The organism is Methylomarinum sp. Ch1-1, assembly GCF_030717995.2.
Taxonomy (GTDB): domain Bacteria; phylum Pseudomonadota; class Gammaproteobacteria; order Methylococcales; family Methylomonadaceae; genus Methylomarinum; species Methylomarinum roseum.
The window spans coordinates 3,290,850-3,309,429 of the sequence record NZ_CP157743.1; the positions used below are offsets into that span (position 1 = coordinate 3,290,850).

Consider the following 18,580-nt stretch of genomic DNA (forward strand, 5'->3'; position numbering starts at 1 on the left):
AATGTCTTAAAATTTCGGCTAATTCCTTGTAGCCCGATCAACGGACGCGCCATTGATCAACTGCTCCAATAATACTACCAGCACTGTCGCCACGGTTATATCCGCAGTCGTGCCGGGATTGATGCCTTTTTCCTTAAAGCCTGCATCAATGCCTTCCAACATCGATACCAACGATTCAGGATGGCGGGTCGTCAGCAAAGCCTGATGGACTTTCTCCATTTCAGACGCCACCCAAGCGGAATATCGTGGGCCATATTTTCGTTCGATATGACTATCGGCGTGTCGCGTCAGCATCCCCGCATAAACCGCCAATGCCGCCCAGTTTTGATCGCCGAATTTCGCAAAGTTGTTATTATACAACAAAACGGTGAAATCAAAAATATCTTTGTAATTTGAGATATATTGATAAGCAATTCTATCTTTACTACTGGCAATTTCCATCGCTTCGGTCAGCGTGACGGAAGCTTCTTGCTTGACGTCAGCTTCGTCTGAATCGCCCAAACCGCCCGGCGCGGCGAGCGTGATCGCCTTGAACACCCAATCGGCATCCTGCCGCGTCGTCGAGGCCAACAAATTCGACAACTTGTTACGCAACGACTGCCCTTGCGTCAAGCTAGCGGCAACCTGCAACAACGGCGCGCACAACAAGATGATGCCCAAGTTAGTGTTACACCCCACCGCGTCGCGCGTCTGCTTGACGGCATAATAGATTTTTTCACCCAATGTATAGGCGGGATTAGTAATCGGCCCCGAACTAACGCGGAAGCTTATTCTAAAATCCTCAACCTCCATGTCATGGCCGGCGCTGTAGACGCTGACATTGCCGGGCTTGAAGGCCTGCAGCTCGGCCTCGCAGGCCTGCCGGTAAACATCGATCAGTTGTTGCCGACTAATCATGAAGCATCGCTATTCAAACCGACTGGTCGCTGCCCTAAATAGCGAACCACCAGATCTTCCGCCAGACATTCTGCGACATTGATGCCACAGACGCTCTCCAACCCCTTCCAGGCGGGAATGCTGTTCACCTCGATGACATGATATTGCCCCTGCCTGTCCTTAATGATGTCGACACCCGCATAATCCATTTGCAACGCGGCAGTGGCCTTGATCGCCAGCGACGCCAATTCGTCGATTAATTCGATCTGTTCGCAACTCGCGCCGCGCGCCACATTATTCAGCCAGGATTTTCCGCGCCGCCTCATCGCCGTCAACGCCTGACCATTGATGACAAACACGCGAGTATCCGAATAACCATCGCCCTCGCAGTTGACAAAACGTTGCAGATAATAAATGCCATGACTACTGGTCAGCCAGAACAAGTCGGTCATCTTTTCGATACGCCGAATCCCCTCGCCTTGAGAGCCGAACAATGGTTTGCTGATCAGCATATTTCCCGCCTTCAGTTCACGTTCGGCGATCGCCAAGGCCTCGGCGCGATCGCGCACCACCCAGGTTGCCGGGGTCGGCAGCCCGGCCCGGTGCAGCAAATAACTGGTCATGCCCTTATCGACACTGCGTTCGACAGCGCGTCCGTCATTGTATACCGGAATCCCCGCCAGCTTTAATGCATGCAAGATATCCAGATAAAACACCACTTCCTCCAGCGACCCTCCCGGCACGCCGCGCACGAAGACGGCATCCGGCAAGGTTTGCTCGAACCTCGGAATCAAAATCGGCAAGGCGGCCGATTCCAATTGCAAGCGGCATTCGGTCAGAGAAACATACTCTGCGCTATAGCCTCGGTTAGCGAAAGCCAGGCGCAGCTGTTTGCCATGCCAGCCCGGGTCATCGGTGAAAATTGCTATGCGGCCCAATCGTGTTTTCTAGTAGATAATGTTGATAAGGAAATCACCAAGATCTCGGTTGAGATCTTTGATGCGCTAATCGGCTTGCTTTGCCCAAAACGGACTCAAGCGCCGAATGACTGATCGAGCAAGGCGTTATCCAGCTTGCCGGCCCGGAAACTGTTGCCGCTTTCCACTGCCGTGACGATGACGCTGGCCGGACTGAACAACATGCCGTCAATCTTGAAGAAGTCGTAGTTACAGTCCTTGAAGATGTCGGCAAACGGTTTGCCATAATCCTTGGATGTGGAGCTTGGCAATTGTTTAGCCAGTTTCTCGGCCTCTTCGTCTTCGCCTTTGACGTAGATTTGCACTTGTCCGGCGAACAGAATGGCGTCATTGGTGCGTCCCATCGCCTTCACGAAATCCGGATGCGGCGGACAAATCGGCGCGCTGCCGCTGCCATCGATGATATTTTCCAACGGAAAATGTAACTCATGGGCCTTATGCATAGCCACTTCCAGCACTCTGCCGACCACCTGGACACAACCGGCCAAGCTGCTGGTCGGAGTGACGATGATCGTCAACTGGTCGGCGGCGACGCCACAGGCGCCAGCTATTTTTTCGACGATTGCCAACGGAGGAATCGCATCGTTTTCGATCACCAGCACGGTGCTTTCGGCACTGTCGCGATAATCCAACTCCTTGTACAACTCTTCGACCGGCTCGACCACACCTTCTTTGACTTTGGTCGCCATCGCCCGAGCAGGGCCCGACCCCAGGGCATAATATTTTTCATGCGACAAGCTCCAGCCGGCGTATTGACTTCCCAAACAAGCCAAAACAGGATTGGCGCTATGCACATTGACCGTCAACGGCCAATTCGTCGTATAAGGACTATGGGACAGCGTCACACTGCCCATGCCGCCCATGCAAATTTCGGTAATGATGCGACCGGCTTCCAAGCCGCCCGGAACATTGATGCCGGCATCGATAATCGTGCCGCCATTTTCCAGCTTCTGCACATCGATTCTTAATTTATCCGCATTATCAACCAGTTCCTGAACCAGTGGCCGTGTCAGTTTATTAACGCTTGCTGTGTATTGCATGAGATTAAAGTACCTTTGATAAAATTTTTTCCAGAGTCTGTTGTTTGCGTTGCAGACGATTCATCAGCTGCTGATGAGTTTTCCCGCGGGCAATGATACTGCAAACCGGCCCGCCTTGACCAATAATCGAACCTTGCCGGGGCCTGTCCACCACCCACGGCGGCCAGTCGACCGAACCGGCGATCCGCGTCTCTTTCGCGGCATAAACGATCTTGTAGGCGCGATAAGCGTTCGCATCCAACGCGCTCACAAACGAACCTGACGAAACTGCCTGCATATGCGCGGCGATGGCGTAGACCCCGTATAGCTGCAAGCTCGCCGGAGGCCGGGCATTGACTTCCAGCACATAGCAGTCCCGGCCCTGCAAAATGAAGTCGAGACTGTTCAAGCCTCTTAGCCCCAATTCTCGCGACAGTCTAGACACCCAGTCCGTCAGCATAGCCTTGACTGGGCCCGGCAAATCCGGCTCGCTCACCACGCCGGCGAACAAAAACGCCGAGTCCTCTTGCTCGGTTAGCAACTGACGCTGATAACCGATGATATTGACCCGCTCTCTAACCGCGATGAATAAAACCGACATCGGCTCGCCATCGATATAGCACTGCCAAAAAACCGCTGCGTCCGGCGGGCCGAGCTGCGGGCGATAGCGACGGATGCCGAGTCCGCCCTCGCCTCGCAAAGGCTTCTCCAGCCATGATTGTTCATCGCCGGGCGGCGTGTAGGACGCCGCTGGATGATTGATGCCCAACCGATCCAGCCTTTGAAAAAACGACGGTTTATCCTGGACGGCGGCAAAAACGGCGGGCGAATTACCCAAAACATTGAAATGTTGTTGCAGAAAAGCCACGCTGTCCAAATGCTTCTCGAAGCCGCTGCCGTATATGACATGATCGATTCGCTGGCGACGCTTCATCTGTAGGACCGGCTGCTCGATATCGGCGAGCGCCAGCCCCGCCGCTTGGCTATAATCGAATGCCCATTGCCGGGTGTCGTCGTCGCCGAAGCAATCGATGGCCGCCACATGGTGGCCCGCTGCTGAGAGCAGCTGAACCAGCATGCGCGCCGACTTGGCGACGACCAGTATTTTCTCGGGCGCCGGCGTCAAGGCATCAATTAACCATGACATTGGCGCTGCTGTTGCGCGCGCTGGTCACGATAAAACTTAAATGCGGCATATCGGCATGTTTGAGTTGCAATTGTCGCACCAGTTCATCGGCTTTATCGGCATCATCGAGCGCACAGAAACCGGTCGGCCCCCAGGATGTCTGTCCGATCGCGACGGCGCCTTGTTTCTCCAACCACGCCATCGCCATCGCCACTTCCGGACTGGTGAAAATACCGCCTTGCACCGAGGCGAAATGCTCGCCAACCGAGCGTTGCAATTCGGTGATGACCTCGCCGAATTTAACGATGTCCTGCTCGGCGACCGCCGGCAGTCCTTGCATCAATAGCAAATAACACAGGCGAGCCGCCTCCTGTTGCGAAAACGGCGGCAACTCCCGGAAAGCCGCGACTTCCTGCTTACCGTGCAAGCCCTGCCCCCTTTCATCGAAGGCCAAAATAAAGCGCCAGTGCTCCGGCACATCCATATGCACAATCATCGGCGGCGTCGTCGTCGCTGCGCCGCGACCGCCGTCTACCACGAGCCCGCCCTGTTCAAACACGCCGATGCCGATGCCGGAGCGCGCGCCCCGGTCGGTCAATTGGGCAATCTCTCTGACACTGAGCCCCAAACCATAATATGCGTTTAACGCGGCGCCGATCGCCAGCGACAATTGAGTGCCGGAACCCAGCCCTATGTGTTCGGGAATGGCCGAGACGATATCGATAGCGACCGACTCCGGCACCTTTAAGGTTTGACACAGATTGCGCGTGCACTTGACGGCCCGCTCAGAGACGGGACCGGACGCCGTTAATGAATCGGCCGCGGAGATGGTCAGACGGGTACTGATCTCATTCAGCGCCATTCCGATACTGCCAAAATGACGCCCCAAAGCCCCGCTCAAATCGATGAACCCCATGTGCAACCTAGCCGGAGCGATTACCGAGACTTGTTTATACTGAACTTTCAAAACCTACCTATATTGCTTGCCGCGCCAATCCGATGGCCCGGCAATTTGTTCAAAAAAGGATCAATTATACCCGATCACGCCCGCTAATTGGACAATTTCCGCCAGTTGTTTCAAGTCGGCAACGACAAAATCCGCCAATGCGCTGCTGTCGGCATCGGCCGGCGACACAGAGGGGACAAATACCGACTGCGCCGAGGTTTGACTAGCGGCAGCGATGCCGGTCGGCGAATCTTCGACGATCAGACAGACCGATATCGGGTGGTTCATCATCGTTGCCGCGCGATAAAAAATGGCCGGCGACGGCTTGCCTTCAGCGACCGCCTCTCGCCCGACTAGCAATGGAAACACCGCTTCCAGGCCGGCATAGCGCAAACACTGCAACGCATTTTGCTGCAGACTGTTGGTGGCCAAACAATAGGACAGATTTTTTTCGCGTATCACTCGCAGTAAGTCAAAAAAGCCTTTTTTGATAGCAATACCATGCACGGCGACATGTTCCCGCCAACAATGCCCGCTCAAGCGATTGAATTCCGACAAATCCAGGCGAGTTCCGCAGTAATCCTGAATACGTCGTTCCACATCCTGGTATTGCAAGCCCGACAACGTTAAGCAAAAGCGATCGGTCAAATGATGCCCCATTTTTTCCGCCGCCATTTGCCAGGCCTTGAAATAACTGCTTTCGGTATCCAACACCAAGCCATCCATGTCCAGAATAACGGCTTTGATATCCGCCAAAACCCGGTCAGTGCGCATGCAAGACCTTGATGTATTCGCCCTGGGCCTCGCGGCTGGAACCAACCACGATGCGTCGGCTGCCATCAGCCGCCTGCTCCAGTTGACCGGCCACGTCGATCCGCTCACCGCGTTTAGCCTGGCCGGTGTAGGTCGCGGTAAAACAGACGACAGAGGCAATTCGCTCATTATCAATGACGAATTCGGCCGGATAATCGAAGGCTCGCTCATCATCGATGACTTGGGTTTGAAGATTGATCCGCCCCAGCTTACTGTATTCGATTGATGCTTGTGGACTGTTGACGATCATATTCAGATCGACTTTGCGCCCGCTTATCATCGTTTTGTTAAATTTACGCCGCTCGTGCCAAACATATTCCTGCAAGCTCAAATCACAGTCGCGGCGCCGATAAGATTCCTGCCAATCCTGGTCAGACAAGGCCTGGCAAGTTCCCTGTTCGACCAGGCGTTGCATCGCTGTCCGGGCCTGATGAAACACATCCCTGCCATAAAACACCAGGTCGATATCTGAAGTTAAACCTTGAAAGCCCGGCAATAACGATCCGGTGACGCCGACCGCCTGCAATGATACCCCCCGTTCACTGAGCAGTCCGCATAACCGCCGACAATCGCGCTCTACCGGGTCCGCTGCCGGAGCAGCCATCATCTCCGCCAATCGCTGTCTGGGCTGATAATGCCTGACGATATCGCCTATCGCTACGGCATGCAGGTCGGCATCCAAGGTATCGGAATGAAATAACAAGTGAGGATGATGTTGTGCCAATAATTCGTTGGCAGCATGTGTGTTTACCTTGCGCCAGCGTCCCTGGCTTTGCACATAACGTAGAAAACACAACACTCTGTCGTCTTCGATGACATCGCTGACGACTGCGAACACCAAGCCATCGGCGGTGCTAATAAAGTCTTTCGGGTAAAACATCGGATAATTAATAATCAATCTTGGCGCTATTTTACTGCAAAAGTCACGATTCGACGAAATTTCAGTAATCGCTGGCCACATTGCCGCACTAGCGCTTACGTGACCACTCAAGGTCAAAGATCGCTATCTCCTCACCATGTCAATGACTAATACTCAATCATATTATAATGACGGGTACTCGGTAGGCGCGAATTTATTCCCATTGCGCGGCTAAATCTGCACCTACATTCACAACTACCGACAGAATAATATTGACCATGTACTAGCCGGCAACGACTTCCTGCCTCAAAACAGGAAAAGCGCCGAACAAATAGAGGCAAAACTCACCGCAGGACAGAAAAGCATTGAAAAAACCAAAGCGATCTCCTATGCTCGGACTAGGATATAGCTCCTATCACGCAATAAAGCTAGGCATCCTGTCTGTCCGACATCAACAATAAAATAGCGTGAAACACAACTTGCTGTTCTCACTCTAAAACCTCTACCAATGCAGGAGAGCGTATGAAGATCGGTATACCTAAAGAAATACACGACGGTGAAAAGCGTGTCGCCGCCACCCCCGAGGCGGCGGAAAAAATCATTAAACTCGGATTTGAAGTCAGCGTCGAAACGGGCGCAGGTTTAGGCGCTAACATTACCGATGACGCCTACCAGGAAGTCGGGGTCAAGATTATCGAAAACGCCAAATCATTATGGAAAAACGCCGACATCATCATGAAGGTCAGGGCCCCGGAAAGACACCCGGAGCTGGCGACCGACGAAGTTGAATTGATGCATGAAGGCCAGGTTCTGATCAGCTTCATCTGGCCAGCCCAAAACGAAGCGTTGATGCAAAAACTGGCCGACAAAAAGGTGACGGTGTTGGCGATGGACAGCGTACCGCGCATGTCCAGGGCGCAAAAGATGGACGCGCTCAGCTCGATGGCCAACATCGCCGGTTATCGCGCCGTCGTCGAGGCTTCCCAGCATTTCGGCCGTTTCTTTACCGGTCAGATCACCGCAGCCGGCAAGATTCCGCCGGCCAAGGTTTTGGTCATCGGCGCCGGCGTCGCCGGACTCGCCGCCATCGGCGCGGCCAAGAGCATGGGTGCGATTGTCAGAGCCTTCGACACCCGCCCCGAAGTGAAAGAACAAATCGAAAGCATGGATGCCGAATTCCTGATGCTCGATTTCGAGGAAGAAGGCGCCGGAACCGGCGGTTACGCCAAGACCATGTCCAAAGAATTCATCGAAGCGGAAATGGCCTTATTCGCCCGACAAGCGATGGATGTCGACATCATCATCACGACCGCGCTGATTCCGGGCAAACCGGCGCCTAAACTGGTCACCGCAGGAATGGTGGAATCGATGAAAAACGGCAGCGTCATCGTCGACCTGGCCGCCGAACAAGGCGGAAACTGCGCGCTGACCGAAAAAGACAAGGTGGCGGTCAAACACGGCGTCACCATTATAGGCTACACCAACCTTCCCAGCCGTCTGGCCAACCAGTCCAGCCAACTCTACGCAACCAATCTGCGCCATTTACTGGCCGAGCTATGCCCGCAAAAAGACGGCAATCTGCAAATCGATATGGAGGACGAAGTGATACGCGGCGCAACCGTCATTCATGACGGCAACATCACCTGGCCGCCGCCACCGCCGAAAATATCAGCGGCTCCGGCGCCGCAAACCGAAGCGCCGGCCGTTAAGAGCGAAGAAGCAGAACCAACTGCCGGTCCGCTTGCCGCGATCAAACCGTTTTTACCGTTGTTGATAGGCGCTTTAGCGTTATTCGGGATCGGCTCGGTGGCGCCGCCTTCGTTCATGTCGCATTTCACCGTCTTCGTGCTGGCCTGCTTCATCGGCTATCAAGTCATCTGGAACGTCACGCCATCGCTGCATACCCCACTGATGAGCGTCACCAACGCCATCAGCGGCATCATCGTGATCGGCGCCTTGGTGCAGATTTCGGCGCCGGGCGCGATGATCGCCATCCTTTCGGGACTGGCCATCCTGATCGCCTCGATCAACATTGCCGGCGGCTTTTTGGTCACCCGCCGCATGCTTGAAATGTTCAGAAAATAGGAGATTAAGCATATGTCACAAGGTCTAGTTGCAATGTCGTATATCGCGGCATCCATACTGTTCATTTTAAGCCTGGGCGGCCTGAGCCATCAGGAAACGGCCCGGCGCGGCAATTATTACGGCATGATCGGCATGGCCATCGCCATCATCGCCACCGTCCTCAGCGACGCTGTCACGGCCTATACGGTGCTGATTGTCGCCTTGCTGATCGGCGGCTTCATCGGCGTCAAGGCTGCGTTGAAGGTGGAAATGACGCAGATGCCGGAACTGGTTGCATTGATGCACAGTTTGGTCGGCATGGCCGCCGTGCTGGTCGGTTACGCCAATTTCATGGAAAGCTCGTCCGTCCTTAGCGGCGTTGAAAAAACCATCCATGAAGTGGAAATCTATGTCGGCATCCTGATCGGCGCGGTCACCTTTTCCGGCTCGGTGATCGCATTCGGCAAGTTATGCGGCAAAATCAGCGGCAAACCTGTGCTGCTACCGGCGCGCCACTGGCTGAACTTGGGCCTGCTGCTGGTCGCCATTTGGCTGGGCGACTGGTTTCTGCAAGCCGCGGAAACGGGAGGCGGCGCCTTGCCGCTGATTCTGATGACGGTGATCGCCCTGGCCTTCGGCGTACACATGGTCATGGCCATCGGCGGCGCCGACATGCCGGTCGTGGTATCGATGCTGAACAGCTATTCCGGTTGGGCCGCGGCGGCGACCGGCTTCATGCTCAGCAATGACCTGCTGATCGTGACCGGCGCCCTGGTCGGCAGTAGCGGCGCCATCCTCAGCTACATCATGTGTCGTGCGATGAACCGCAATTTCATCAGCGTCATCGCCGGCGGTTTCGGCAATGCCGGCGGCGAAGCGGCCGAGGTGGAAGGCGAAGTCCAACCGATTGATGTCGATGAAACCGTGCAAATGCTGCGCGACGCCAGAAACATCATCATCATTCCCGGCTACGGCATGGCGGTCGCCCAAGCTCAGCACACCGTCAACGAAATCACCAAACTGCTGAAAAAACAGGGTAAAAATGTCCGCTTCGGCATCCATCCTGTGGCCGGGCGCATGCCCGGCCACATGAATGTGCTGCTGGCCGAAGCCAAGGTGCCGTATGACATCGTCTATGAAATGGATGAAATCAATGACGATTTTCCCGAGACCGACGTGTCCATCGTCATCGGCGCCAACGACATCGTCAATCCATCGGCGGCGGAGGACCCCAACAGTCCGATTGCCGGCATGCCGGTGTTGGAATGCTGGAAAGGCCACGCCACCATCGTGCTGAAACGGAGCATGGCCTCGGGCTATGCCGGCGTCGGCAATCCGCTGTTCGTCCATGAAAACACCCGCATGCTGTTCGGCGACGCCAATGACAGCCTGCAGGCCGTTTTGAAAGGCTTACAAAGCTGATCGCTACCGGGAGCGACATTCGGTTAACGTCGCTCCCGCGCACTTAATATCGGTCGCGATTGACTCACTGATCATTCAGACGGGCATTCAATAACCCGGCTTGCAAGTCTTCCCAATCCTCACGATTTCGACTGATGACCTCGATTCGACTGTCCTCGGCATGCTCCAACATCGACTGAGTCAGTACCCCATCGACGCTGTTAAAGACATAACAGCCCCGGTCGGTTCGCATAATAGCCTTAACGCGTTCCGCATCGATCACCGACAACAGCGCATGAAGCGTCACATAATCAAATACGACCTGCCGGCCAAATAACCAGCCGCTGCTGTAAAATCCGCCGCCATGATTATCGATGCGGCGATAATCGTTTTCCGCTAACGACAAGGGTTGATCGAGCAAAGACGGCGCATGCTGGTGTACTGGCTCATCAATGTTGTCGGCATGGCGCGGCAGCAGCAACCAGTCATAACGCAGCTGTCCCTGGATCACAGTCTCGACCGGTAAATGGCCTAAATTCAAGTCCTGCAGATAATCAAGTAGGCGGCGTTCATCGTCATCTCGATATAAGTCCCGTTTGTTGGCGATGATCCGGTCGGCCACCCGCAGCTGCTGCCTAAAGATGTCATGTTCGGCATAACGCGGATCTATGACTTTGCGGGCATCAACCAATGTCAGCGTGGCTTTCAAGTCGATGACCTCGGTGTATGGCGGCGATGTCAGCATCGCGATCACTTCGCGAGGATGACCTAGGCCGGTCGGCTCAATCAGCAATCGGTCGGGACGACTGGCCTTGATCAACTGATTCAGGGCCACTTGGAACGGAACGCCAGCAGTGCAGCACAAACAGCCGCCCGGAAGTTCACGAATGAAGATACCCTGATTTTCGCCATTGTCGCCATGCAGCCGGCTGCCGTCTATGCCGATCTCGCCGAATTCATTGACCAGCACCGCCCAGGTTTGATCAGCCGGCTTACTATCCAACAGCGCTTGTATCGCGGTGGTTTTGCCGACACCGAGAAAGCCGGTGATGAGATTGGCCGCAATCGCTGTATCAATTATCTTGTTCATCATCTAGTTGATGCCGACATTGTTCGCACAGACCATGCAACTCGAGCTGTTGACTGGATAGCGTAAATCCGGTGTTTTCGATACTGGCCTTAAGCTCATTGAGCAACTGCTTACGCAGGCCAACTTCCTTAACCGTATGGCAACGATCGCAAATCAGGAATTGCGGGACCTGATGTTCATGCTCGCAGGTAATATGAGAACAGGCGACATATTGATTTGTGGTCTCCAGTTTATGAGCCAGACCGGCCTGTAACAAAAAATCCAACATCCGATAGGCAGACATTGCCGATAAGGACTCTCCGATGGCCACCCTGTAACGATCGGCGATATCGTAAGCCGACAAGGGTTCGGCTTCCTGCAACAGTATTTTCAACACGTTGCAGCGCTTGTCGGTCAGACGCATGCCGCTGCGACTGCACTCGCTCTGGGCTATATCTAAGGCCTGATTAATATTGTTAGGCATAAGCATTACTCTCCGGCCCATTAAAATTCGATGCGCACACCCATTTCCGCGCCCCGACCGGCTTCGGGCGCCACATTACGCAGATAAGACACGGCGTTACGGATGTCGTCATCCAGCAAGTTGTTAGCCTTGACGAACAACAACATGTCCGCATGCTCGGTCACCGACAAACGATAATTGGCGCCGGCATTCAGCGACCAGTAACCGTCCGTTTCGGCTTCATTCAGCCCAGGATTGTCCTGCCGTTCCGCCCGGGTCATGCGTATGTTAGCGGTCCAGTCGCTATTTTTCCAGGCCAATTCCATGCCGTAACGCAATGGCGGCATGCGGGGAATGTCACTGCCGTCGCTGAAGCGTCCACGCACATAGTCGCCAAAAAACTGGCTGTCCAGCTGGCCGTAATCGCTGCGCCACAACGGAATCGTCACTTGGGCCTCGAAGCCTTGAAATTCGGCATCCTTCTGTTGCGACTGAAAAACCGGCAAACAATCACCGCCGCACACGGCGCTTATGGTCTCGGCATCATGATCGAAAAACAAGCCGTTGTTGATTTGGGTAATATAATCCTGCACCCAATTTTGATACAGATTGAAATCGGCCTGCAGCCATTCACGATCGATATGTATGCCCAATTCCAGGTTATGCGAAGTTTCTTCGATTAAACCGGCGTCGCCTATTTCATAACTGGCAGTCGCCAAATGCGGGCCGTTGGAAAACAGCTCCTGGATATCCGGGGCCCGCTGCGAACGGGAAAACGTCAGCTTGATCGAATCCTGATCGGTCACGCTCCAGATCGCCGAGGTGGAAAAACTGACCGGGGTATGCGAGCTCTCGGCTCTATCGACCGGATCGATCCATTGTTGTTCCACCCTCATACCCATTTCGTAGGTCACATGCTCGGTATGTATATCCTGCACGGTAAAAATACCGAATGAATCGATATCCGATTTCGGCACGACGGCTTCATCCCCCAACGCCGAAAATTCGCTGTTTTTGCTCTGCACACCGAATACGCCGTGATCAAAGAAGGCCCAGGGTTTCTGTACCAGCTCCACCCGGCTTTCGAAGCCTTCGTTGCTGTAGATGGTGCCGGCTTCGCCGTTTTCCAGTTCGATATGCTGATAGTCGTTGTAGCCCAGACGCACGCGCAAGCTTTCCGCGAACTCCAGCGGATTATCAATTTCCGCCTTCATGTCGTAACGGGTCTGCTTCATATCGATGCGCACCTGCTCGGCGCCCTCTTCTTCCTCATGTTCATGCGCGCCCGGCGGCACGCCGTAATTATTGTCCAGATGATTGATCGAGAATCCGACAAAGCCGCGGTCGCCGATCAGCGAAAAACCGGCCGTGCCGCTGCGCGCCCGCGTGTTGGAATTGAGCAAACGACCCTCGCTGCTTTCCTCGTGCTCGTCATGCTCTTCTTCGACGATGGCTTCGTCTACCGCGCTCCCCGGAATCTGCAGATTGATGCTGTCGCGGTAAAAACCGTCCAAATGCCAAGCCAATATGCCTTTGCCGCCATCGAGCTTGAATGCCGTCGATTTGCCTTCGTTGACCGTGTTATAGCGCTGTTCGACGGCGCCCTCGACCATTGCTTCCGGCACAGCATCGGGAATGCGATTATCCAATACATTGACGACACCGCCGATCGCCCCGCTCCCATACAGCAAGGTTGCCGGCCCCCTGAGCACTTCGATGCGCTCCGCCCATAAGGATTCGGTGCTGTTGCCGTGATCGGGACTCAGCGACGACACATCAAGGCTGCCCAGGCCGTTCTGTAAGACATGCACCCGCGAGCCAGACTGTCCTCGTATCACCGGCTGACCGACACCGGGTCCGAACGACTGACTAGTGATGCCAGGTTCATTTTTCAAAGTTTCGCCGATCGTCGAAGCCGCCTTCATGCGGAGTTCATCGCCGCTCAGTATCGAAACAGGCAATGCGGTATTGGCCGTCGACTGGCTCAATGGCATGCTGATAATCAGATTATCGAGCTCCTGCACATGCTCGGATTCAGCATACCCCGGGTGACTTATTAATAAAGACAAACAAGCAAAAGAAGTTAAAGAAGTTAAAGAAGTTAAACGCAACATTGCAACACGACCCAACAATTCAGTCCATAAAAAAACTTTATGTTACAACATAACATTTAAAAAAGCGACCCAAAAAGGTGTACTCGCGCCGATCTAATTTGAAAGGGAATGGAATTTCTGGGAAAGCGGACGAAGAAGGTTTGACAAACATCACCAGTGCCCTAGCACTCAGTCATGGGCCGCACTAACTATTCAGTATAAAAATGCTGTAATTATTCAGCGTAGTTTTACTAAGAGGGAGTAGGTTATTGATTTATCGGGCTGTCTGCAACAGGCAGATTTTTTGCTCCTGCAAAATCTGCATTTCCATCGTCCCTGACGGTCAGACGTTGCAGTCAGAGCTTACATGGATGTATTCACCCAGCACCTAAATAAACGATGATGATTTATCGCAGCCATTAGCCTATGGAATTTAGGTGCTGGGTCAATATGTCCCTATAGGCTTGGATGCGACATCCCTGCCGCATACACTTCTTCCACAAGCAATTGATAGTAAAAGAAATATTTTCTCAGTATCAAGCTGAATAGTTACAAAGCATTTTTAGTTACACTTGATTGTGTTCAATATTCGAAGCCCGATTTTTCAGAAAACCATTCAGGTGCAAACTGTACCCGAAAAATCCCCCTTATAAACCTTATGCATGGGTTCTTTATACTGCTTTCAAAGACCAAGGCCGTCTTTGTGAAACATCCGGGCCCGCAATAGTTACGGCTTCCCCTTCGGCAGGATCTGCATTAACTTTTTGATATGACGCTCGGTCACAAAAGCCAGAAAGAAGAGTTGGAGGAAATTTTCCGCCTCGATCACATCCAAACCGAGTTTTTTCGGTATCAAGTCTTTTCTGGTACCGAAAATCCGATCCCAAATCGACAATACGATGCCGTAATTGCTGTCATGCTCGCTGCGTAAGGCCGAATGATGAGCCCGGTGCAAGTCCGGCGTTATGAAAACCTTCGAAATCTCGGCTTCATGCTTGAAAGCAACATTGGAGTGATGAAAAAAGATGAACAGCATTTCAATCAATTCGATCGCGAGCACGAGATACGCCTCCACGCCAACGACGATGACGAACAAACACTTGATCAGAATCTCGATGAACAAATCGAATACATGAAAACGAAAGCCGGTGGTCACGTTAACGGTTTTATCGCTGTGATGGATCTTATGAAAGCGCCATAACAACTCGTATTTATGCGTGGCGGCATGCCAACCATACATCATCAGATCAAACAGTAAAAACGTCAGCAACCATTTAACCGGTCCACTCTCCATGCCGTTTAACAAACCGAATTGGGTGAACTGTTGGGCGACAAAAAATAACGAAGAGGCTCTCAGCGCGGTCAGGATAATATTATTGAAAATGAAAGCCGTGCTATTGGTGACGACCGAAGCCTGTCTGATTCTTTTGTTGATGGGCTGATAAGGTTTGACAACCTCCATGATCAGCAGCAAGCCAAAAGCGGCAAAGGCTAACAACAGTAAAAATTCATTCAGCAAGAATCCTTCTTGACCATTTTGTAAGGCTTGTTCAGACATCGCATGTTACCGAGAGATAGATGTTTCCATAATGCCAATTAAGGCCCATAATGTTGTATTGCTCTGACTCTTTAAAGAATCAGAGTTCATCAAGGCGCCACAAAAAATATCGGTAATAAAGCAAGTTTGCGCCCTCATCTTCTCAAGTAACACCGGATCAGCTTTGCACCCCGAATCAGCGAGTCAAGAATAACTATTATCACGATTCTTCAAGCCGCTTGTTCAGCTCTTTTATTTCTTCTTCCGCTTCTATCTGCGTGGTGACGTCATACTGAACACCCAGAAAATAAAGCAAATTACCGTTATGATCGAACAACGGCGTCAGTTTTAAACGATTGTAGAAAAGATCGCCATTTTTTTTATAGTTGCGCAAAGTCACTTCTATGGGTTCGCGATTCTTGATCGCTTCGGCCAACTGATATCTGGCCGGCTGCTCCCGGTCTTTTCCCTGAAGAAAACGACAATTTTGTCCTACAATGTCTTCTTGCGCATAACCGGTCATTCTTTCAAAAGCCTTGTTGACATAGACGATGGGCATGCCCTCGATATCCGGATCAGCCAATGTCACCCCGTTGACACACTCATCCAAAATAATCGTCAAAATTTTGGGAATCAAACCAGGGTCTTTTTCAACCACAAACGACATAATCGACCTCTACTATTTTCTGCTACTGACGCTTGAGATTTCGAATTAAGTAGCTCAATCAACTCAACTCAGCAACTTTTTAATATTGTGAATAGAATTCTGCAAGCCTTCCTCTATGGCTCTGCTAATCAATTTTTCAAATGGCCGCATGAAAAGCTCCAGTTCCAGCAATTCGAAACGATCGGTCAACAGGGTTTTGTCTTCGCCCTGGCTAGCAAAATGATAGCTATGGCGAAAGGGTTCCGATAGACCATTGAGCTCCAATAAGCTATCCGTTTCATAGCGCGAAATTTCAAAGGTTGATTCGACCTTGTGGCCTTGATCGATTCGTGCTTGCCTAGCCAGAGCGCCTACTTTTAACGGGTTATTATTGATAGGCTTGAATTCGACGACCTCTAGCGCCCATTTAGGATAATTATCAAAAAAATGCTCGGCGACGAATGAAAAAACCTGGCGAACGGGCTTATCTATTTCGATACTGGCCGATCCCAAAACCGGTTTTTTTTTATCTAATACAAACATCAGTCTGGCATTATCCGAAAACGATGGTGCATGCGGCTACATTGGAACTAACTCAATAGTCAATATACTAAAGATTGACTATAACAAAAAAATATTCCGCAAGCATGGATATTTGCAGCCATTACATCAATAAACAATATAAAAACATGAAACGCCTAATCGTATTGATCTTAGTAATGTTTTTCAGCTTTATCAATTACGCCCAAGCCGAGCAAAGTCCGGCCAAAGCCACCTTTGCAGGCGGTTGTTTCTGGTGCATGGAATCCGCCTTCGACAAACTGCCCGGCGTGCTTGAAACGCTCTCCGGCTACACCGGTGGCCGGAACAAAGATCCAAGTTACGAACAGGTTTCAGGCGGATGGACAGGTCATTACGAGGCACTGCAAATCACATACGATCCGGAAAAAATCAGCTACCGACAACTTTTGCAGGTATTCTGGCATAATATCGACCCTACCGATGATGAGGGACAATTCTGCGATAAAGGCCCGCAATACCGCTCCGCCATTTTCTATCACCATGACGAACAAAAGCGACTCGCCCTCGAATCAAAAAACAATCTGCAAAATAGTCAAAAATTTCCCGAGCCGATAAAAACCGCCATCAAAGCGGCCGGTCCTTTTTATCTAGCCGAACCCTATCATCAGAACTATTACCGTAAAAACCCGCTTTCCTATCAATTTTATCGCTATACCTGCGGGCGTGACAGGCGTCTGAACGAATTATGGGGCGAATCTAACGATATCAGATAGCTCTGGAAGAACTGTGCGCACCATCCCTGGCGGTCAGATTTCGTGCTCAAGCCTACGCCGCACAAGGACGTGTAAGTGCAGCGATAAGCAGGAGCTGTTAGCTGCCACGGACGTATTCACCCAGCACCTAAATTCCATGGCTACAGGACTTATTTTACATTCCAGGATAATTTAGGTGCTGGGTGAACGGCGTCTTCTGGAAGCGCTACCTGATACAGGCGGATTTCTTAACCTGAACTCAGGTTAAACACAGCAAAAATGCTCAAATTGGGAATTGCTGGCGCCTACCGAGTACCCGTCAAATATAGGCGGCCTCGACAACTTAATATTTGAACCGACAGAAAGCACAAAATGCCGACGCTTAATCGTATCGACCCAATAAAGCTGACAAGCGAACAACATCGACACAATTTAAATCAAATCGTTAATTCGCATCTCGATGAGGCAAAAAACCGCGTCACACCGGTCTACGAAAAATATTTCGCCTCCCCCAAAGGGGTCTTGAGTCGCCATTGGAGAAATCGCAGCGATATACCGAAAGAATTAGCGGCGCTGCCCCGTTCTGCATGGAGTTTGCTTAAGTCAGCCAAGACTAAAAACAACAAGCAAACGATCGATCACAATAATTTTCTCAGCTTGTCCGGTAAACAACTGGAGTTGCATAACGCAATTCAAGAGGATTTACTCGATATACAAGGATTGGATCAAAAACTTCAGAATTATGTCCTGCAAAACCAAGCCCATTTTGAAGCAAGGCTTAATGATTTACTTGAAGATTTACCTGGCCGCCAACGAGAAAAATTCGAGCAACAACTTCGTCTACATATTGAACGAATGAGTCTTCCAGTCGAAGGCTCAAGAGAGGCATTGATGTTTTTACTGACCGGCTTGATTGGCAAGGGCGTTGGAGCGAGTAGTTTTGGCAGCAGCATCGCAACAGGCCAAGCGGCGGCAACAGCCATGTATAGCGGTCATCTGTCCTGGTGGAGCAGTATCTGGATGAACTTAACCGGCGGCATACCTGCTTGGGTCAGTATTGCCGGCGCGGCAAGTGGATTTGTCGCGGCTCTGATGATCGCTCCTCTGTTTTCACCATGGTTGGAAATTGGAATTAATCGCTATCGCGGTAAAAAAATGTTATTTGACGTGATTGAGCATGTCCGGACCCGCGTCATCAAACCTCCAAGCGATACGGTCGATGTCTTAGGTAAACTAGCACTCTATCTGCAGTTGCTGCCCGATATCATTAATATTGCCAAAAAGATAAAGCGTTAATCGCTAATGATTTATCGACATCCACGCCGAAATTCAAGCCGAAAGGCCTAGCGCAAGCAAGCGATTCTAAACCGTCGTCGGAAACCAGTGACGAAATAGGCCGGCCATCAGGTTAGGCGCC

General features: G+C 51.9%; 17 protein-coding genes. 4 read left to right on the forward strand and 13 right to left on the reverse strand.

All coding sequences use genetic code 11. The annotated features are described in order from the left end of the window. Positions 1 to 18: 18 nt before the first annotated feature. The 7 genes from Q9L42_RS15105 to Q9L42_RS15135 form a co-directional block, all read right to left on the reverse strand. Positions 19 to 897 (reverse strand): triphosphoribosyl-dephospho-CoA synthase, encoded by an 879-nt coding sequence (locus Q9L42_RS15105; RefSeq protein WP_305907586.1) that lies wholly within the window; start codon positions 895 to 897, stop codon positions 19 to 21. After that, positions 894 to 1,814 carry an ATP-grasp domain-containing protein gene (locus Q9L42_RS15110; protein WP_305907585.1) on the reverse strand — a complete coding sequence of 307 codons (921 nt, stop codon included), beginning with the start codon at positions 1,812 to 1,814 and terminating at the stop codon, positions 894 to 896. Before Q9L42_RS15110 ends, Q9L42_RS15105 begins: the two co-directional genes overlap by 4 nt. Before the next feature lie 95 nt (positions 1,815 to 1,909). Beyond that, positions 1,910 to 2,893 (reverse strand): methenyltetrahydromethanopterin cyclohydrolase, encoded by a 984-nt coding sequence (gene mch, locus Q9L42_RS15115; protein WP_305907584.1) that lies wholly within the window; start codon positions 2,891 to 2,893, stop codon positions 1,910 to 1,912. Positions 2,894 to 2,897: 4 nt separating this feature from the next. Further along, on the reverse strand, positions 2,898 to 4,019 hold the full coding sequence (locus Q9L42_RS15120) for an ATP-grasp domain-containing protein (protein ID WP_305907583.1): 1,122 nt from the start codon (positions 4,017 to 4,019) through the stop codon (positions 2,898 to 2,900). Continuing rightward, a complete protein-coding gene (locus tag Q9L42_RS15125) occupies positions 4,003 to 4,965 on the reverse strand; it encodes a beta-ribofuranosylaminobenzene 5'-phosphate synthase family protein (RefSeq protein WP_349431343.1) in 963 nt (320 codons plus the stop codon). The genes Q9L42_RS15120 and Q9L42_RS15125 overlap by 17 nt, the downstream gene beginning before the upstream one ends. Before the next feature lie 60 nt (positions 4,966 to 5,025). Then, on the reverse strand, positions 5,026 to 5,718 hold the full coding sequence (locus Q9L42_RS15130) for an HAD family hydrolase (protein ID WP_305907582.1): 693 nt from the start codon (positions 5,716 to 5,718) through the stop codon (positions 5,026 to 5,028). Then, complete coding sequence (locus Q9L42_RS15135; RefSeq protein WP_305910180.1) at positions 5,708 to 6,637, reverse strand: hypothetical protein; 930 nt, start codon at positions 6,635 to 6,637, stop codon at positions 5,708 to 5,710. The genes Q9L42_RS15130 and Q9L42_RS15135 overlap by 11 nt, the downstream gene beginning before the upstream one ends. 501 nt (positions 6,638 to 7,138) lie before the next feature. On the opposite strand from Q9L42_RS15135, the gene Q9L42_RS15140 reads away from it, so the two are divergent. Beyond that, positions 7,139 to 8,701: a Re/Si-specific NAD(P)(+) transhydrogenase subunit alpha gene (locus Q9L42_RS15140; protein WP_305907581.1), complete on the forward strand. Its 1,563-nt coding sequence runs from the start codon at positions 7,139 to 7,141 to the stop codon at positions 8,699 to 8,701. Between the two features lie 12 nt (positions 8,702 to 8,713). Next, positions 8,714 to 10,102, forward strand: a complete 1,389-nt coding sequence (pntB, locus tag Q9L42_RS15145) for a Re/Si-specific NAD(P)(+) transhydrogenase subunit beta (RefSeq protein ID WP_305907580.1) — start codon at positions 8,714 to 8,716, stop codon at positions 10,100 to 10,102. Between the two features lie 64 nt (positions 10,103 to 10,166). On the opposite strand, the gene Q9L42_RS15150 is transcribed toward pntB, so the two are convergent. From Q9L42_RS15150 to Q9L42_RS15175, 6 genes are all read right to left on the reverse strand, one after another. Beyond that, entirely contained in the window at positions 10,167 to 11,171 is a 1,005-nt protein-coding gene (locus tag Q9L42_RS15150) for a CobW family GTP-binding protein (protein WP_349431344.1), read from the reverse strand. Next, positions 11,155 to 11,634, reverse strand: a complete 480-nt coding sequence (locus Q9L42_RS15155; RefSeq protein WP_305907578.1) for a Fur family transcriptional regulator — start codon at positions 11,632 to 11,634, stop codon at positions 11,155 to 11,157. The genes Q9L42_RS15150 and Q9L42_RS15155 overlap by 17 nt, the downstream gene beginning before the upstream one ends. Positions 11,635 to 11,654: 20 nt before the next feature. Next, positions 11,655 to 13,682: a TonB-dependent receptor gene (locus Q9L42_RS15160; RefSeq protein ID WP_305907577.1), complete on the reverse strand. Its 2,028-nt coding sequence runs from the start codon at positions 13,680 to 13,682 to the stop codon at positions 11,655 to 11,657. A gap of 751 nt (positions 13,683 to 14,433) precedes the next feature. Further along, positions 14,434 to 15,264: a sterol desaturase family protein gene (locus tag Q9L42_RS15165; protein ID WP_305907576.1), complete on the reverse strand. Its 831-nt coding sequence runs from the start codon at positions 15,262 to 15,264 to the stop codon at positions 14,434 to 14,436. 199 nt (positions 15,265 to 15,463) lie between these two features. Continuing rightward, a complete protein-coding gene (locus tag Q9L42_RS15170; protein WP_305907575.1) occupies positions 15,464 to 15,910 on the reverse strand; it encodes a PAS domain-containing protein in 447 nt (148 codons plus the stop codon). Positions 15,911 to 15,973: 63 nt separating this feature from the next. Then, positions 15,974 to 16,432, reverse strand: coding sequence for an SRPBCC family protein (locus tag Q9L42_RS15175; RefSeq protein ID WP_349431345.1), 459 nt, complete (start codon positions 16,430 to 16,432; stop codon positions 15,974 to 15,976). A gap of 146 nt (positions 16,433 to 16,578) precedes the next feature. On the opposite strand from Q9L42_RS15175, the gene msrA reads away from it, so the two are divergent. After that, positions 16,579 to 17,184 carry a peptide-methionine (S)-S-oxide reductase MsrA gene (gene msrA / locus Q9L42_RS15180; protein ID WP_305907573.1) on the forward strand — a complete coding sequence of 202 codons (606 nt, stop codon included), beginning with the start codon at positions 16,579 to 16,581 and terminating at the stop codon, positions 17,182 to 17,184. Between the two features lie 351 nt (positions 17,185 to 17,535). Beyond that, the gene (locus Q9L42_RS15185; RefSeq protein WP_305907572.1) at positions 17,536 to 18,459 is read left to right on the forward strand and encodes a hypothetical protein; all 924 of its coding nucleotides are present in this window, start codon (positions 17,536 to 17,538) and stop codon (positions 18,457 to 18,459) included. Positions 18,460 to 18,580 lie beyond the last annotated feature (121 nt).

Excerpts from the sequence above, each read along its gene's own strand:
- Q9L42_RS15105 (WP_305907586.1), bottom strand. The coding sequence starts at position 897 with ATGATTAGTCGGCAACAACTGATCGATGTTTACCGGCAGGCCTGCGAG.
- mch (WP_305907584.1), bottom strand. The coding sequence starts at position 2,893 with ATGCAATACACAGCAAGCGTTAATAAACTGACACGGCCACTGGTTCAG.
- Q9L42_RS15120 (WP_305907583.1), bottom strand. The coding sequence starts at position 4,019 with ATGTCATGGTTAATTGATGCCTTGACGCCGGCGCCCGAGAAAATACTG.
- Q9L42_RS15130 (WP_305907582.1), bottom strand. The coding sequence starts at position 5,718 with ATGCGCACTGACCGGGTTTTGGCGGATATCAAAGCCGTTATTCTGGAC.
- Q9L42_RS15135 (WP_305910180.1), bottom strand. The coding sequence starts at position 6,637 with ATGTTTTACCCGAAAGACTTTATTAGCACCGCCGATGGCTTGGTGTTC.
- Q9L42_RS15140 (WP_305907581.1), top strand. The coding sequence starts at position 7,139 with ATGAAGATCGGTATACCTAAAGAAATACACGACGGTGAAAAGCGTGTC.
- pntB (WP_305907580.1), top strand. The coding sequence starts at position 8,714 with ATGTCACAAGGTCTAGTTGCAATGTCGTATATCGCGGCATCCATACTG.
- Q9L42_RS15150 (WP_349431344.1), bottom strand. The coding sequence starts at position 11,171 with ATGAACAAGATAATTGATACAGCGATTGCGGCCAATCTCATCACCGGC.
- Q9L42_RS15155 (WP_305907578.1), bottom strand. The coding sequence starts at position 11,634 with ATGCCTAACAATATTAATCAGGCCTTAGATATAGCCCAGAGCGAGTGC.
- Q9L42_RS15165 (WP_305907576.1), bottom strand. The coding sequence starts at position 15,264 with ATGTCTGAACAAGCCTTACAAAATGGTCAAGAAGGATTCTTGCTGAAT.
- Q9L42_RS15170 (WP_305907575.1), bottom strand. The coding sequence starts at position 15,910 with ATGTCGTTTGTGGTTGAAAAAGACCCTGGTTTGATTCCCAAAATTTTG.
- Q9L42_RS15175 (WP_349431345.1), bottom strand. The coding sequence starts at position 16,432 with ATGTTTGTATTAGATAAAAAAAAACCGGTTTTGGGATCGGCCAGTATC.
- msrA (WP_305907573.1), top strand. The coding sequence starts at position 16,579 with ATGAAACGCCTAATCGTATTGATCTTAGTAATGTTTTTCAGCTTTATC.
- Q9L42_RS15185 (WP_305907572.1), top strand. The coding sequence starts at position 17,536 with ATGCCGACGCTTAATCGTATCGACCCAATAAAGCTGACAAGCGAACAA.